The sequence below is a fragment of the Neobacillus sp. plas4 genome (assembly GCF_057221695.1).
This window is the reverse complement of the sequence record NZ_CM170152.1, coordinates 100,817-117,416: the sequence shown is the minus strand read 5'-3', so window position 1 is coordinate 117,416 and position 16,600 is coordinate 100,817. Positions and strand designations below refer to the sequence as shown.

Annotated in this window: 13 protein-coding genes and 1 tRNA gene; all 14 read right to left on the bottom strand. The window is 38.9% G+C overall.

Annotation, left to right across the window (positions count from 1 at the left end; all coding sequences use genetic code 11):
* Window positions 1-26 precede the first annotated feature (26 nt).
* Entirely contained in the window at window positions 27-1,415 is a 1,389-nt protein-coding gene (gene tilS / locus AC2TFD_RS00540; RefSeq protein ID WP_335515795.1) for a tRNA lysidine(34) synthetase TilS, read from the bottom strand.
* A 151-nt stretch (window positions 1,416-1,566) separates the two neighbouring features.
* Window positions 1,567-2,583 (bottom strand): serine/threonine protein kinase, encoded by a 1,017-nt coding sequence (locus AC2TFD_RS00535; RefSeq protein WP_335515809.1) that lies wholly within the window; start codon window positions 2,581-2,583, stop codon window positions 1,567-1,569.
* Window positions 2,552-3,289: a vWA domain-containing protein gene (locus AC2TFD_RS00530; RefSeq protein WP_335569135.1), complete on the bottom strand. Its 738-nt coding sequence runs from the start codon at window positions 3,287-3,289 to the stop codon at window positions 2,552-2,554. The genes AC2TFD_RS00535 and AC2TFD_RS00530 overlap by 32 nt, the downstream gene beginning before the upstream one ends.
* A 95-nt stretch (window positions 3,290-3,384) precedes the next feature.
* Window positions 3,385-5,865, bottom strand: a complete 2,481-nt coding sequence (gene spoIIE / locus AC2TFD_RS00525; RefSeq protein WP_335569136.1) for a stage II sporulation protein E — start codon at window positions 5,863-5,865, stop codon at window positions 3,385-3,387.
* Between the two features lie 407 nt (window positions 5,866-6,272).
* Window positions 6,273-6,346, bottom strand: a tRNA-Met gene (locus AC2TFD_RS00520).
* A gap of 148 nt (window positions 6,347-6,494) precedes the next feature.
* On the bottom strand, window positions 6,495-6,938 hold the full coding sequence (locus AC2TFD_RS00515; protein WP_335515786.1) for a S1 domain-containing RNA-binding protein: 444 nt from the start codon (window positions 6,936-6,938) through the stop codon (window positions 6,495-6,497).
* Between the two features lie 87 nt (window positions 6,939-7,025).
* Window positions 7,026-7,418, bottom strand: a complete 393-nt coding sequence (locus tag AC2TFD_RS00510) for an FtsB family cell division protein (RefSeq protein WP_335515783.1) — start codon at window positions 7,416-7,418, stop codon at window positions 7,026-7,028.
* Window positions 7,419-7,433: 15 nt separating this feature from the next.
* Window positions 7,434-8,066 (bottom strand): spore cortex biosynthesis protein YabQ, encoded by a 633-nt coding sequence (gene yabQ, locus AC2TFD_RS00505; RefSeq protein ID WP_484674787.1) that lies wholly within the window; start codon window positions 8,064-8,066, stop codon window positions 7,434-7,436.
* The gene (gene yabP / locus AC2TFD_RS00500; RefSeq protein WP_090767943.1) at window positions 8,063-8,365 is read right to left on the bottom strand and encodes a sporulation protein YabP; all 303 of its coding nucleotides are present in this window, start codon (window positions 8,363-8,365) and stop codon (window positions 8,063-8,065) included. Before yabP ends, yabQ begins: the two co-directional genes overlap by 4 nt.
* A gap of 91 nt (window positions 8,366-8,456) precedes the next feature.
* Entirely contained in the window at window positions 8,457-8,726 is a 270-nt protein-coding gene (locus AC2TFD_RS00495; RefSeq protein ID WP_335515778.1) for an RNA-binding S4 domain-containing protein, read from the bottom strand.
* A gap of 16 nt (window positions 8,727-8,742) precedes the next feature.
* Window positions 8,743-10,209, bottom strand: a complete 1,467-nt coding sequence (gene yabN, locus AC2TFD_RS00490; protein ID WP_335569137.1) for a bifunctional methyltransferase/pyrophosphohydrolase YabN — start codon at window positions 10,207-10,209, stop codon at window positions 8,743-8,745.
* A gap of 6 nt (window positions 10,210-10,215) precedes the next feature.
* Window positions 10,216-11,838 (bottom strand): putative polysaccharide biosynthesis protein, encoded by a 1,623-nt coding sequence (locus AC2TFD_RS00485; RefSeq protein ID WP_335515772.1) that lies wholly within the window; start codon window positions 11,836-11,838, stop codon window positions 10,216-10,218.
* Window positions 11,839-12,001: 163 nt separating this feature from the next.
* The gene (spoVT, locus tag AC2TFD_RS00480; protein WP_335515768.1) at window positions 12,002-12,538 is read right to left on the bottom strand and encodes a stage V sporulation protein T; all 537 of its coding nucleotides are present in this window, start codon (window positions 12,536-12,538) and stop codon (window positions 12,002-12,004) included.
* 505 nt (window positions 12,539-13,043) lie between these two features.
* Complete coding sequence (mfd, locus tag AC2TFD_RS00475; protein ID WP_335515766.1) at window positions 13,044-16,580, bottom strand: transcription-repair coupling factor; 3,537 nt, start codon at window positions 16,578-16,580, stop codon at window positions 13,044-13,046.
* Window positions 16,581-16,600: the final 20 nt, after the last annotated feature.

The following is a 16,600-nucleotide window of genomic DNA, read 5'->3' as shown; positions in this document are numbered from 1 at the left end:
ATTAATTGTGCCTCCTAGAAGAATCATTACTTATAATATGTGAGTAGTATATACTGACTTGTTGAATGATTAATGCCTTCAAATACTGATTTTTTAATTCCAGGAAGCCAAAGAATCAACCCATTTTTGTCAGTAATGACCGGCCATGTATCTCGTTCCTGAAGAGGAACTTTACTATTAATAAAAATATCTTTTAGCTTTTTTGTTCCTGTCATTCCTTTAGGGTTCATGCGATCCCCTGTTTTTCTCGTTCGAATCTCAATGGGCAGCTTAATCTTGTCAGTAGGAAATCGTGCATAACAACCTTCTTTATCAATGTTTTCTTTATCATTAATAACATCCATTCTTATTCTTGCCCCATTTGGTAAATCAATTACACCAGGCCCCGATAATTCAAAGAAATACGGAGATGCCTCGCTTACTTCAAATTGAAATGATAAAAGCGAATATGATCGAATGACTTTTAAACCGTTGGGAAAATCCAGGATTCCTGAAGGATGCTGATTTTGAATTAAAGATAGAACATGATCAATATGTAAAGCCGAAAGTGACACAGGTATAACTTGGTAAAGATAGTTTAATATTAGTTGAATCCCTCTTCTTTGTAAAGAAATTGGCATTTCTAAAAAACGGAGAATATCAAACGTGATTTTATTTTTTTCTCTTATTTTCATTACTTTATTCATTCTTTGGACAGTTAATTCCTGAAGAAGTAATTCATCATTCTGGACATCTTCACTAAAACGTTGAAAATGCTCATGTACATGTTGATTTTCGAGCTTTAAAAAAGGGAGTACTTCGTTACGGAAACGATTCCTGCTGTAAATATTTTTTTTATTGCTTGGATCTATTCTTGGCACCAAGTTCTGTTTCTGACAATACTCTGCAAGTTCCACCTTTGTTAAAGCTAAGAAAGGGCGAAAGATAAACCCTTTTCCAAAAGGTCTCATGAACGGAATACCCGCTCTTGCAGCCGCAGAACTTCCTCTTGTTAAACGCATTAAAATGGTTTCCACCTGATCATCCCCGTGGTGACCTAGTGCTAGATAGTTATAACTGTATTTTTCCATAATTTCTTCAAAAAACTCATATCTTGCATGTCTTGATGCAACTTGCGAGTTTTTCTTCGTTTTCTCAATGATTTCAGGGACATTGATTCGTGCCATTTCAAATGGAATGCCATTTTGTTTACAATAATCTTCTACAAATAAAGCGTCTTCAAACGACTCTTGACCACGGAACATATGATCAACATGTGCTGCTACAATAGAAAGGTTTTGATTTTCCTTTTGTTCCCATAAGTAATGCAGCAATGCCAGAGAATCTGGACCGCCTGAAACACCAACCACTATTTTTTTATTCTCAAGTTGAAATGAGTGGCGATTAAGTAGTGCTCCTACCTTAGTTTCAAACATTATGCATTCTTCCTTAAAAAATAGTTTAAAAATTTTTGAATACCACTAGCTTACCACTTTTATGACTAATCTATCAAAAACAAAGACCTAATGGATTAGGCCTTTGTGTCCTTCACTCTTATACGTTTTATGTAGCCTTTAGTTTCAAAAATCATAGAAGTTTTTGAAATACATACAAAGAGTACATAAACGCAAGGAAAATCGTGATGATGAGCGTTTCCATCCAACCGCTCTTTTTCTTTTTTCTTCGGTAAATCTGTCTGGTTTTAGGTTGTTGCTGCATGCCTGATGTGCTGAATTTTTGTTTTTGTATCGTACTTTTGTTACTAGCTGCCGCTGATTTAGACAATGGGTCATGGCTTTCCTTATCAATAAATAATGACATTAATTCCGTTCTCATTTGAAGCGCACTTCCGTATTGTCCCTGAAGTGCTTTAACGATGACCTTTTCAATTGGAAGTAAATCTTTTTGTCTCCTTATCGCTTCTCTAAGCTGCGATAATCCGCCTGTTGTCTTATTAAATCGTTTTGGATAGGCTGTGTTTATCATAATCATAGCAACTGCAAATAAATCATAGGCAGGGTCTGCCTTCCTTGTTCCAAGTCCCCAATATCCTCGATCATAAAACTCAGTGAATTCCTTAATGGCTCTTCCTTTTAGTGTCGTTCCGCCGACATCTATACACCGTATTCTTGGGGTTGGTCCAGTAACAATTAGGTTTTCTGGCTTTAGGTCTCCGAATACCCAGCCATTATCATGTAATTTATTCAAGTCCTTTAATAATTGAAGAAAAAGAACCGTTGTCCATGATTTGCCTTTTGTTTGGATAAAGGTCAACAAGTCAGGTCCTTGTATATATTCCATGGCATAAAAAGAAATCTGCCCGCGATTACTAGTCCAATCATCGACATCAAGTAAAGAAGGTCCGAGGGTTGACCCTTGGACCTTTGCAAACGATCGTAATACATTGACCTCAGAGGTAATGGACATTCCGTTATCGCTCATCTTTAACGCTACCTGCGTATTTTTAAACCTCGCAAGATAGACAATGCCGTTTGCTCCATATCCTAATTCCTTTAAAATGGTATATTTGTTCGAATGCCATTTCCCAGTGATTACTGTGCCAGGATTTACTTTACATCGACTCTTCAAGGAATGATTCATCATCACCGTCCATAAGGCTCCTTAATGATCGTTTTGAATTAAATGATGAAAGTGCTGTTCGGATAGCAGGACCTGTGGGGGTAATACCTCCTGTTGTCAGTTGAGAGAAGATACTTGTCAAAGATTGTAGCTTTGGCGTCCAATCTAGAATTTTTTCGACATCATTCTTTTTCCCGGGAAATACAAAAACAGCAAACTGATTATCACCTGTACGTGCATTCAAGCTTAGAGAAAGATCAAGTAGTGCTTCTTTAACCGTAGGAAGCTTGTGTTTCATACTTGCGCTGGTATCGACAAGAATCAACACCTCTAATTCGACAGTCTCTCCAAGTTCGTCGACTACCTCCATTACTTCCCCTCTTTTTTCAGGAGGAAGATCTTCAATGGTTTGTGAACGACCAAGAATTTGTTGCAATTCCCTGTTTACCACACCTTGAATGGTCTGTGTCATTGCTTTCCGTGTGACCATTTGAACGGTTTGGGAGAGGGCTTGAGCATAAACAATTTGACTAACTCCGCCACCGGACATTGCTATTCCTTCAATTTCCGTCATTCCCTTTTCATCAATTACATCCTGCTCCATTACGCCAATTACATTTACGGAGATACCTTGTTCTTTCGCTAATGCGGCCATGGCAACAGGGTCTTCCCCTTGATTCGAACAGCCATCCGTTATTAATAGAATCTGACGAATTTTACCTGTATACATACTCATTCTCCCTCCACTTATCGAGTTACTTCCATTTTCGACACGGTGGAGGGGATTTATACATAATGAAGGGATAAACCGGACAAAATAGTTGATTAAGCTCTTTTCTTCATCTTTGTAACAGGAATACTTGCCCATTTAGGGGTATTATGTTTTATTTTCGCTACAGCTATGGTCATATCATCTCCAATCATGTTATCTCTGGAACGAATCACTTCTTCCAGTATTAAATCTGAAATTTCCTGAGGGTCGTCTGTTTGTAACTCTTGTATTTTCCGTTTCATCCACAAGTCATAATTCTCCACATGCTTAGGACCCTCAAATATTCCATCACTCATCATAATAAGCAAATCTCCTGCCTTTAACTGCTCACTTACTACATCCACCTCAAATTCTTCTAAAATACCAATCGGCAGATTGCTTGCTTGAATTTTAATTACTTTATTTCCCCTTTTGATAAAACTTGGAGTTGAACCGATCTTTAGGAATTTAGCTGAAGCGTTTTGCAGGTCAATCATAGCTAGATCTAATGTTGCGAAAATTTCATCAGTCGTTCGCAGCGAAAGAATGGAATTAACAGATTTAATTGCCACCTTTTCCTCAATACCTGATTGAAGTATTTTTTGTAACAGCTGCAATGTCTCTTTGCTCTCATAATGAGCCCTTTCGCCATTCCCCATGCCGTCACTAATAGCAATGGCGAATTTCCCCAAACCTAATTCCATCGTTGAATAGCTATCACCCGATACAAAGCCTCCGTCCATTGCAGCGTGAGCCATTCCGGTTTCAACGGTAAAGGCTTTTGAGGAACGAAAGACTACATGACAGAAACCATTTGGATAGGCAGCACATTCTTCAGAAGTAACAATAATTTGTTCTCCAAGAATATCAGATAGCATTGGGGCTATTAATTTTTCACACTCACCATGCCCATTACAGAACGGAACAGACATTTCAATATCGACATTACCGGATTCTAGACTATAAATCTCGACATGCTCGACATGCATTCCGAAAGCTTGAATCGCTTCCATTATTTGTTCTTCCTGTTTATGGTGGTTCTCCCTTTCGCGCTGAATTTCCTTAGCGAAATTTTCCATTACTTCTGATACACCAAGAAGTTGGTCTGCAACCAGCTTCCTGCTTTCTTTAACTTGTTTCTTTAATTTTTGGTTAGCTTGATAAAAGGTTAGTTCCTGCCCAATGGCCTCATATACTCTTTTCGATCGGGTGCAGTACTTGTCCCACTCTCGTGATAGTCTTGTTGAAACTACCCCATCGTTTTGGTCCATCTCATGAATAATTTCCTCAAGGTAGCCATAGGTTGAAGTAAAGTTCTTTGCCCAGCACTGCTCCTTCTTGAAGCATGTGTTACATGTTTTCTCGGTTACATGACTCATAAAATAGTCCATTTCACGTTCATGGTCATCATCACCCGGTTTTTCTTCCATTTGAGAAAAACTTTTTGAAAGGGCATTAAAAACATTGGAAAATTGAGCGACCCTTTGCGCTGTAACATCACGCATTTTTCTCATGTATTTCTGCTGCTCAGTTGTATACTCAGGTGTACCAGGAATATATTTTGCCAATCTAGAAGTAAATACTTGCGGGGTAAGCAGGAAAAGGACAATTGCAGCGGCCGACTCCAATATTGTAATCGTTAAGCTTTCTGTACCACCCTCTTGGCCATACATTCCAATTAGGAGAGTGGCAATAAACAGTCCAATCGCAACCCCTACTTTTTTTCCTTCCTTTAATAAGCCGCCCAGCACCCCTGAAAAGGCTAGCAGACTCATATGATAGAAGCTTGAAACACTAGCAAGACTAAATATTAAACCGGTTACGACCCCTACTGTCGAACCGACAGTTGCACCAGCAATAAATGAAAATACTAAAACTAGATAGCGGGACATAATATGTTCAAGTGATAAATCATAAATTTTCCACCCAATGGTACCCGTCATAATGGAGGCAAGCATAATGATTAAACAAACAATTTCCTCTGTTTTTAATAATTGCCTGCGCTTATTTAAAATTAACAAGGGGATACTCTGTAAAAAGATGAGCGTTAGGATAAAGGCCAAACTTGCCTGAACACCAACCATCATTGCGTCATATAATGACAATTGTCTAGAAATAATAAAAGCTTCCGCAAACTTCCCTATTCCAAGAATGATGGCCACAAAAAATGGAATCATTCTCATTTCATTTTTTATCCACTTCTCACTTATCCGATAAATTACTAGAAATAATACCGATACCAAGAAGGTAAAGGCTGCATTCTTTAAGGATATGGTGGCTGCTCCAGCAACGAGGCCCACTAAGGCTAGCGGGGAGCGATCCCTTTTTATTAAAAAGACTGCAGCGAAGAATGGCAGACTGAAGGGAGCAAGCGTGGACAATATCAAAGCCCTTCCTAGTAAGAATCCTACCAAAAGTAAAAGATAACCTTTTATTAAGAAGAAAGATTCAACTTTTAACTGGATTTTTTTTATGATACTCTCCCACGTCCATTTAGTGGATTGAAAGTTAACCTCTCCGACCGGTTCTAGTAAACTCCGTTCTAGCTTTTCCATCTTTCACACTCCTCTATTAATTCTCGTTAACAGCTATTATAAGTTTAATAGAATTAGAAGTTTGTCAAATTAGTGAACATTCAGAAAATTTTGTTCGACGGTTTTCACTATATTCATTCAAATAATGTTTGAATATTGGTTTGCTGTCGGAATTCGGAGTTTTTTACATAAAAAAAAAGAAGCACCGATTATAAAAATCGATACTTCCTTTTCGTATGTCTAGCTGCTGCGCCTAGGCGCTTTCGCTTTTCGTACTGTCTAGCTGCAACGCCTAGGGGCTCGGGTCATAAGCCAATCCGTCAAGAAGGTTAAAGAGCAACCTTCATGCCGGCTCGTCTTATGCCTGTCGCCCCTGAGAAAAAATGAACTGCTTTTTTCCTTGAGCAAGGCGCTTTCACTTTTCTATATAGCGGCGGAGGGGATCGAACCCCCGACCTTACGGGTATGAACCGTACGCTCTAGCCAGCTGAGCTACACCGCCAAGTATTAGGCACAAATTATATAATACATAGAGTAAGAAAAGTTGTCAATAAGAATAACGAAAACAAGAAAGACAAGCCGCTAGGACCTGTCTTACAAAATAGGAAATTATTTAAATGTCTGCTAGATTCAAACAAATAAACAGCAAGTTAACCCCTTCTAGCTCCTCTTCCGCCACGTTTGGATTCAGTGTGGCGTTTTAAAGAAGTTAAACGATCCTCACTATCTTTTAAAAACTTCGCCATTTTCGACTCAAACGTCTCGGCTCTTGGAGCATTTCTATCATTCTGTCTTCCCTGGCGAGGGCGTTGTGAATGGGAGTTCGAGTGTGAGTGGGACCTTTGCTGAGCCTCTGGTCTATCTTTTGCCTTTTTTATGGATAACCCAATTTTCCCATCTTTCTCGACATTGATGACTTTAACCTCTACTTGGTCACCAACTTTAAGATGATCATTGATATCTTTCACATAATTGTCAGCAACCTCACTGATGTGTACGAGTCCAGTTGAGCCATCAGGCAGCTCCACAAAAGCTCCGAAATTCGTTATCCCTGTTACCTTTCCTTGTAACTTGCTGCCTACTTCGATTGACATAAAAAAATTTTTCCTCCTTAAGAATTAAAAAAATCATACATATCTTATATTATACAAAATGGGAAAAATAAGTGTCAATAAGACTAGTTATTGGTTGTTTTTACCTTCATTCTCTTCAGGAATATTGAAGATAATTTCACCGTTTTCCGAGAAGAAATATTCTTTTCTAGCGAGCTTGGCCAAGTATTCATCATCATTTAATTTGACGATATCCTCGTTTAGAATTTCCTGTTGTTTTTTCAATTCTGACAGCTGTTGCTCTAGTTGTTCTTTTTGAGCTACTTTTTCTTCTAATGCTGAGGACTGGGAAATAAAGCTACTGATCATTAAATAAGACATGACGGCCGCAAACACTATAAATAAAGAAAGTCTTCGATAAAGTAATTTCCTTTTTCTAGCAGATGCAATTTCGGCTATTTCTTGCTGGTGTACATAGGTTGTCTCGATTTTTGCTATATTCTTATCTCTAACTGTACTCAATTTCCCATCCCTCCTTTACTTTTTTGGTTTTTTCCATTTTTTAATTAACTTAAATAAGTAATTCTTGATTTCCATAAAAATTCCTGCCGCTCTATTATATAACTTCTCGACGTATTTTTTAATACCTTTCGGCAAAAGTTTCCATATAATCCATAATATTTTCCCAACTATTGTCGACAGGACTTTGAAAACAAATAATACAATCTTTAAAACAAATTGAACAAGGGAAAAAAGCCCCCTGCCAAGTAGGATCACTATGGATATCACCAATTGGATGAGACCTAGGACAGGTTTATAGATGATCAGCAGGAATGCCCTTCTCATAAATCGGTAAATGGCAATTACGGTATTTATCATAAATTCAAGTGATTTCAAATAAATACCTTTAAATAAACTCTGATAAGCAGCAAAACCACAAAGAAGTGCTACAAAAATATAGAAACGCAATTCTCCATTGTTAACAAGGAACAAAATATAAAAGATGATTAGTGCCTGAATGACCCAAAATAACAAGTCATTAAAAAAAACAATCCAAGAATTTCGATTAGGACGATCTAAGAATCGCTGATAGGTATCAAACATTGCTCCAAACAGGGACCCCATTCCGATCATCGAAAGCATGGTAAGGAATTGGGTAGACAGTGTCATCGGAATAACTTACTAAAGAACCCTTTAGCTTTCTCCCCATGCTGTTCATCTAAATAAACCAAATCAAAGATTTTTCCCTTAATGGAGACAATTCCCTTTTCAACGTCTAGATTTTTCATTTGCAGGTTTTGCCCTTTAATAGCTAAAAAGCCCATAGAAGTTTCCAATAAGAACTCTTCATTATCAAAGCTTTCTACTTGTTTAACACCTGTTATATCGAGGAGTTTTCTCCCTCTCATGATAACATCATGCTCTGGAACAGTGCTTTTAACAGAGTTTGTTTCATAATATTGGCTCATCATTCATCCCTCACAATCCATTTGTACATCCATTTACTACATTTTTATGTAATGGATAAATGAATTAGAACAAGCCTTTTTACTGCCAAGATTAGAGCTGTGATTCATTCAGTCTTTCGTCTTTAATAATCGTATACATTTCAGCAGCTGCTTCTTTTCGAGTTGTATCTTGAATAACATCAATTCTTGCTGTAACAAGCCTTTGTCCAAGGCGAATCGTTAGCTCGTCACCAACTTTGACAGTCGTACTTGCCTTCGCTTCCTTCCCGTTCACAAGAATTCTGCCTTGGTCGGATACTTCCTTTGCGAGCGTCCTTCTCTTAATTAATCTTGATACCTTTAAATACTTATCTAATCTCATAAAAGCTCCTCCAATCTTAAAGTCCGTTTGCTTTTGCTTCATCCCAGAACCGATCAAGTTCTTCCAAGGAATAATCTTCTATTGGCTTATTACTGTTTTTTACTTTTTCCTCAATAAACCGGAACCTTCTTATAAACTTTTCGTTTGTCTCAAATAATGCCTCTTCTGGATGAATGTCTAAAAACCTCGCAACATTTACGAAGGCAAAAAGAATATCACCAAATTCCTTTTTTGCAGCCTCCAGATTCTTAGTCTCACCTGTCAACTCATCCTCGAATTCCTTTAGCTCCTCTTTTACCTTCTCTAAAGCAGGTGTAATCTCCTGCCAATCAAAGCCAACCTTTGCCGCTTTCCTTTGAATTTCATATGCCCTTACCAAATTTGGCATCGCTTTAGAAACTCCATCCAGCAAAGAGGCTTCCTTTTCCCCTTTTTCTTGCTTTTTAATTTCCTGCCAATTCAGGAGTACTTCTTTTGAGTCTTCTGCTTGTTTATCACCAAATACATGTGGATGCCTGCGAATCATCTTTGCGGAAAGAATCTCAATAACATCTTCAATCGCAAAATATCCTTCATCCTCACCAATTTGAGCATGAAGCATCACTTGAAGCATGACATCACCAAGCTCTTCTATTAAATGGTCAATATCACCACTATCAATGGCCTCAATGACTTCATACGTTTCTTCAATTAAGTATTTTTTTAGAGATTCATGTGTTTGTTCTTTATCCCACGGACAACCATTCGGGCCTCTTAGTGTTGCAATGATACTGCGCAGCTTAGAGAAGTTTTTAAGCATAATTTGTTCATCCTGTACGGGAGGAACATAAACTGAAGTAAGGTTATCAAGGGTAACCTTCCGATCCAGCTCATATAAAGGAATCCGATCAATTTGTTCCTGGCTGCTCCCAGCGGCACGAACAATCACAACTTCGTAATCATCAGGAAGCCTTTCCATTAGAGTCAGCTTAATATTTGAGGCTACAAATTGGTCATAAACTTGACTAATGAAGATATGTTGATCGATTTGCAGCTGGCTGGAATGAAGGGAAGTACCATCAAGAAGTTGAAAACCGTCGACTGGATCAATTTTTAATGACTGAAAAAGAGCATCGACAAAACTTTGTCCGCCGCCAATTAAAATTTCAACATTCTCTTTTGGACCGTATTCCAAGAGCAATTGCACTGTCCGCTCAGCAACCAGCGGGTGACCAGGCACCGCATAGATTACCTCTTCTCCATTTGCCTTTTGCAGTAAAGTTTGGACAATCTCTTGATAAACGTCCTCAAACTGATCATGTTTTTCATAGATGGAATCAAAGGAAGTATAGCGGAAGTTCTCCTTTTCCAATTCCATCACAACAGGGTGTTCTTTGGTCCTCAAATAAACATGAGTTGCCTGAACTAATTTTTTATAAATACCAAAAGGGAGTTGATCGAGGTCTCCAGCTCCCAAACCGAGAATTTCAATTGATTTGCCCATAAATAGTTAACTCCTATTCTTTTTGGATAATAAAAGGCTCAATTTGCTCCCGAATGGAAATAATGATAGTTCCTTCTCCAAAAAGACTCCTCCTCTAATGATAATAAATAAGAATAGGAACCCTCCCGAAAAAGCACCGCCAAGAGCTTTGATTGTTGCCATTATTCTTTCAGTACCTGCTGGTATTGTAATCATATCAATTAGGGCCAAGCTGCCTTTTAAAAATAACACCATTACAACAGCTGCTGACACAATGACCCCAAGAAATTGAAGGGTTATCAGCGAAAAGGACTGCATTTTTTTAAATTTAACATATAAAAGCAAGCTAACCAGCACTAAGGTTGATAGGGAAGCATAAGCTGCTCCCGCTGTTCCAAATACGGGGACCATTAATGCATTAAAGCCGTACTTTAAAGGAAATGCAGCAAGCACTGCTGCTGCTGGAAAAAACAATGAACCTAACCCCTGCATAATCGCAATAATCGTGGTGATGATGGAGCTAAGCAAGATGACAAAACTAAGAATTCCTAACACGGAGGAACCTGAGTTATTTTTAAATAACATAATATTCACAGGTTCGATAATTGCCCATAAGCCTACCGATGCACCTACACCAATCACGATACTTACCCTAATGGCGAGCTGAATTTTATCCTTAAGGAATGAGTAATCCTTTTTCATTCGTGCACTTGTTATTAAGGGAACAAGCGATAAGGACATGGAAGCTGCAATAATCGTACCTAACTGGATTAATGGCTGCCCACGGTCAAATATGCCCTTTAACCCTTTTGCCACATCCTGTTCATAACCACTTTCTGTGAGTAAGGAATATAGGTTCAATGCATCTGCCATTTGAATAAAAATCATTAGCATTCCACTAATACAGATCGTAAGACCTTGAAAGGTTAGGGCTTTTACAATCTCTCCTGCCTCTCGATAATAGCCAAGGAGCATTCCTTTCCTTGGAGCGATTATTTTCCATTCTTTACGAATCCAAAGGAATGTAAACAAAATAATGGCTGATACCATACTTCCTGTAATTGAGCCAAACATGGCGCCACCGCCAATGAGATAACGCGAATATCCTAACTCTGTTAAAATATAGGCAGAAAGGAGAATCGTAAAGGCTCGAATTAATTGTTCTCCTACCTGAGATAAGGCAGTCGGAAGCATATCCCCCTTTCCCTGATAGTACCCTCTTAGGATAGAAGTAATCGGGAAGAGTAAAAAAACGATGGAAACAACTTTCAATAAAATCGCTAACTGCTCATCATTCATCCATAATGCAATAAAATCTGCACCTAAATAAAGGATTAAAAAACAGATGAGGCCAAATAACTGTAAAATGACAAATGACACAAATAAAAGCCGTCTCGTTTTCTCATGATCATTTTTCGCCTTTTGTTCTGCATACAGTTTGGATATCACCACTGGAAAACCAGTAGTAGCCAGCACCATAGCCAGTCCGTAAAACGGGTATACTTGCTGATATATGTAAAAGCCAATATCACCGACAATGTTTTGAAACGGAATCCTATAAACAGCACTTAGAATCTTAGTTACTAGTGCTGCTGCCGCTAAAATAAAAGCCCCCCTAAAAAGAGCTCTCGATTGATTTACTGGCTTCATTTCTAATCTCCTTAAATAAACTCGAGAGTATTATATCACAGTTTAAAAGGCGGAAGCGCGCGTTAAGCCAAGTCCACAAGTTACTTTAGACGATAGCAGGATTTCACATAAATAAAAAAGACAGCAAAGGCTGTCTCTTTTATTTGTAAGTATACTATTAGTTCTAGGACTCCATTTGTCTTGCTAAAAATCCAGCTGCTGTTTCAACAGCCTTCTTCTCTACTTCACCAAGTGTACCCTCTTTTGCATAAATGATTACCGCTCCGATTGGGTCACCATTTGCAATGATTGGCCCAATTGTATAAGATGAGATGGTTTCATCATTCCCATCAGCCAACGAGATATCACCTTGTTGGGTTACAAGAACGGAATTGCGCTCTTCCATGGTTTTTTCCACTAGATCGCTTATATTTTTATTTAAATAATCTTTTTTCGAACTACCTGCTAACGCAATATAACTATCTCTATCACAAATTAGTACCGGATTCCCGAGGCTGTCAAAAAGGGCTTCTGCATATTCTTTGGCAAAATCGCTTAACTCGCTGATTGGTGAATACTTCTTTAAAATAACTTCCCCATCTCGATCTACAAAGATCTCTAACGGATCCCCCTCACGGATACGCAGTGTTCTGCGTATTTCTTTGGGAATGACAACACGACCCAAATCATCGATTCGACGAACTATTCCAGTTGCTTTCATCCAATGTTGCCTCACTTTCATCTGATGATTTTAACTAACCTGGTTAGTGACTATCAAGGCGTTACAACTTTGCTAATCACTACCAACTTTGAACTTAGTATCTTTCATCTGGAAAGTTCTATACACATCCGTAATATTTTTTCACAAACACCGAAAAATGGAAGCGCCTTCGGAACAAGCACAGCTTGTTCCTGTGAAGATTATTCAAAGGAGCTTCCCTTTGTGCACAGGGGCGACAGGCATAAGACGAGCCGGCAGAAAGGTTGTTCTTTAACCTTTTTGACGGATTGTCGGAAAGGTGGAGGCGACTGCCCTGGGACGAAGGCATAAGACGAACCCTGCAAGAAGGCGCTCTTTGCCTTCTTCAGGGGGCGGATTATGACTCGAGTCCCAAGGAGCCGAAACTAGACAAGCTTATGACCCGAGCCCCTAGGCGCTGGAACTAGACAAGGAATTTATCCTATATTGGAAGCAGAAAGAGTGTCCCTTTTCACGGTAAATCCATTTAAACAGGATTTTCCTGGCCTCTTTTTGCTGTTTGAAGGCCTTTTATTAATTCAAATGCGATATTTAGCCAGCGGGCAGTATCAGTGCCTTTCGTTTGTATCGTCAATTTAAGTTTCTGACCATCCATTCCAAGACCAATCATTCTTGGATATTTACTGCTCAATTCGAATACCTTCTGACCATCAATTGAACTGCTTGCCACTTCATTTACTAAGATCGTTACTTCCTGCTTTACTTGCTTAATCACTTCAACACCTGCTAATAGTGCATAAACCTTCATTTCGGCTACTTGGAATAGATAATCGACTTCTTCTGGGTATTCACCAAATCGATCGAGCATTTCTGCTTGAAGTTCCTCTATATCCTCCAGGGTTTGCGCTCCTCTAAAGCGCTTATACATCTCGATTTTTTGATGCCCATCTTTGATGTAGGTATCTGGAATATACGCGTCTATTTCTAAATCAATTTCCACTGTTGCTTTTTGTTCTGCTTTCAAATCGCCTTTCTTTTCCTCAATCGCTTCTTTAAGCATTTGGGAATACAAATCAAACCCAACAGAGTCAATAAATCCGTGCTGCTGTGCTCCCAGCAGGTTCCCTGCACCTCTAATCGATAAGTCCCGCATGGCAATTTTAAAGCCGGAGCCTAACTCTGTAAACTCCTTAATCGCCTGTAATCGTTTTTCAGCCACTTCAGTCAACACTTTGTCCTTACGGTGAGTGAAATAAGCATAAGCGACGCGATTTGACCTGCCGACACGTCCACGAAGCTGGTAAAGCTGGGAAAGTCCCATTCTATCCGCATCATAGACAATCAGCGTATTCACATTTGGAATATCTACCCCAGTCTCAATAATGGTTGTGCTGACAAGAACATCAAACTCTCCGGATAGGAAGCTGAGCATAACAGATTCCAATTCATTTTCTGACATTTGTCCATGGGCGAATGTTACGCGGGCATCAGGAACGAGCATCGATATTTCTTCTGCCTTTCGTTCAATGTCCTCTACTCTGTTATATAAGAAGTATACTTGTCCGTCACGTGCCAACTCCCGCTCAATCGCTTCTCTAACTAGCGATCCATTGTATTCCATTACATAGGTTTGGACAGGGAATCGGTTCTCAGGCGGTGTCTCAATAACAGATAGATCACGAACACCAAGCATCGACATATGAAGCGTTCTCGGTATTGGAGTCGCGGTCAATGTTAATACATCAACATTCGTTTTTAACCTTTTGATCTTTTCTTTATGGGTTACGCCAAATCTTTGTTCTTCATCAATAATTAATAATCCTAAATCACGATAGACAATATCCTTTGATAAAATCCGATGTGTTCCAACTACTACATCCACTGTTCCAGCCTTTAGCCCTTTTATCGTTTCCGTTTGTTGTTTTTTCGAACGAAAGCGGCTTAAAAGTCCAATATTGATTGGATAGTCCTGGAATCTTTCTCTCATCGTTTCAAAATGCTGTTGGGCCAAAATCGTTGTTGGCACTAAGAGCGCCACCTGTTTTCCATCCGCCATTGCTTTGAAGGCGGCGCGAATCGCAACCTCCGTTTTTCCATAACCCACATCACCGCAAAGCAAACGGTCCATAGGTCTAGACTTTTCCATATCCTTCTTAATCTCATGGATGGAACGGAGCTGATCTTCCGTTTCCTGATAAGCAAAAGCCGCTTCAAACTCTCTTTGCATATCACCATCAGGAGAGAAGCCATAACCAACCGCTGCTTCACGCTCAGCGTAAAGCTTAATTAAATCATCGGCAATGTCTTGGACAGTAGATTGTACCTTCTTCTTCACCTTTTTCCAATCACTGCCGCCCAGTTTGTAGATTTTTGGTTCTTTCCCTTCCGAACCAACATACTTCTGGACAAGGTCGATTTGTTCAACAGGAACGTAAAGCTTATCAGACCCCTGATAGCGGATATGGAGATAATCCTTATGGACTCCATTGATTACCAATGTCTCAATTCCTAAATACTTACCTATTCCATGATTAACATGAACGACATGGTCGCCAATTTTAAGTTCAGAATAACTCTTAATTCTTTCAGCATTTGAAAGCTTTTGTCTATTAGTAGTGGACTTTTTGACACGTTTCGTAAAGAGCTCTTCTTCTGTAATCACAGCAATTTTCTGTATGGAAAGCTCAAAGCCAGTTTGCAGGTTCCCTTTCATAATCTGGACTTTTCCAGGTAAAAGCTGCTGATTGTTCTTTGAGATGGATGCTTCTATTTCATAATCCTCTAAAACTTGTTCTAGTTTTTTTACTCTATCATCATCTGCTCCTAAAAAAAGGATAGAAAAATTACCTTTCTTCCATCTTTCTACTTCTGCTTTAAGCAGGTGCATTTGACCATGGAAGTTTTGCATTTGTTTGCAGGAAACATTAATGATATTTTGCGGGCTTGTATTTGCCACATGCCGAAGAAACAAACTCATATAAAGAATTGGGAACGCACTTTTTTGAAGGAGCCCATGTATGTCATGAGAAATTGTCAAATCATGAATGATTTGACCTTCACTAAGCAGGGATGTATACCATTCCGCTTCTTCTTTCACTAATGATTCATTCATTTCTTGAACCCGGCTGATTTCATCAATAAATACCATTCCGTTACGCGGAAGGTAGTCTAGCAAACTAGTATCACCTTTATAGGCTAATGAAAGATATTTAAATACTTGGTCTGGTTTCTGACCATTTTTAAGTTGTTCAAGTTCAAAGCTAATATTCTGCGATAGCTGAATCTTTGCCTTATCATCCTTTAATTTACGTAAACTCTTAGCCAATCCGTCCTCTAACTTACCAATTACCCTGCTAAATTCCTCTGCTTCAAAAAGCACCTCTGTAGCAGGACCAATTAGAACTTCTGTTGTCTTTTCAATGGACCGCTGATCTTCCAAGGAAAAATAGCGGATGGAATCGATTTCAGTATCAAATAATTCTATTCTTATTGGGTTGCTGACTGTTAGAGGATAAATATCGATAATGCCGCCCCTTATACTAAACTCCCCTGGTGTAGAAACCATTTCCGAACGAACATAACCCATCTTCACAAAAGTAGTAAGAACCTTAGTGACATCCAAATCATCGCCTAATTTAAACGATAGCTGGTACTGCTTCCACAATGACTTAGGTGGAATGACCTTTCTAAGTCCAGCAATTGGAACAATAATAATACCTTTGTTTGTCTTGCTTAAATGGTTTAATGCCTCAATCCTTTGGGCCTTTAATTCAGGACTGGCAATACTCATTTCTGCTGCAATTAACTCATTTGCAGGAAATAGAAAAACTTCATCCTCACTTACTAGATTTACAATATCTTCGTATAATTTTTGCGCCTGCAATAGATTATGGGTAATAAACAAAATTGGTCTTTTAATCTGCTCATAAATAGCCGCAGTTAATACCGTTCTAGATGACCCCGATAAACCAGCAATAAGCTGTTCCTTCAAACCTTCTTGGACTCCTGAAATAATGGAGTGAATATCTTCCTGGTCTAGGAATAAAGATTTTAACCCTTTCAAAAGCTCGTTCCTCCTCTCTT

Coding starts and splice junctions, on each gene's coding strand:
- tilS (WP_335515795.1), bottom strand. CDS start 1,415: ATGTTTGAAACTAAGGTAGGAGCACTACTTAATCGCCACTCATTTCAA.
- AC2TFD_RS00535 (WP_335515809.1), bottom strand. CDS start 2,583: ATGATGAATCATTCCTTGAAGAGTCGATGTAAAGTAAATCCTGGCACA.
- AC2TFD_RS00530 (WP_335569135.1), bottom strand. CDS start 3,289: ATGTATACAGGTAAAATTCGTCAGATTCTATTAATAACGGATGGCTGT.
- spoIIE (WP_335569136.1), bottom strand. CDS start 5,865: ATGGAAAAGCTAGAACGGAGTTTACTAGAACCGGTCGGAGAGGTTAAC.
- AC2TFD_RS00515 (WP_335515786.1), bottom strand. CDS start 6,938: ATGTCAATCGAAGTAGGCAGCAAGTTACAAGGAAAGGTAACAGGGATA.
- yabQ (WP_484674787.1), bottom strand. CDS start 8,066: ATGACACTGTCTACCCAATTCCTTACCATGCTTTCGATGATCGGAATG.
- yabP (WP_090767943.1), bottom strand. CDS start 8,365: ATGAGCCAATATTATGAAACAAACTCTGTTAAAAGCACTGTTCCAGAG.
- AC2TFD_RS00495 (WP_335515778.1), bottom strand. CDS start 8,726: ATGAGATTAGATAAGTATTTAAAGGTATCAAGATTAATTAAGAGAAGG.
- yabN (WP_335569137.1), bottom strand. CDS start 10,209: ATGGGCAAATCAATTGAAATTCTCGGTTTGGGAGCTGGAGACCTCGAT.
- AC2TFD_RS00485 (WP_335515772.1), bottom strand. CDS start 11,838: ATGAAGCCAGTAAATCAATCGAGAGCTCTTTTTAGGGGGGCTTTTATT.
- spoVT (WP_335515768.1), bottom strand. CDS start 12,538: ATGAAAGCAACTGGAATAGTTCGTCGAATCGATGATTTGGGTCGTGTT.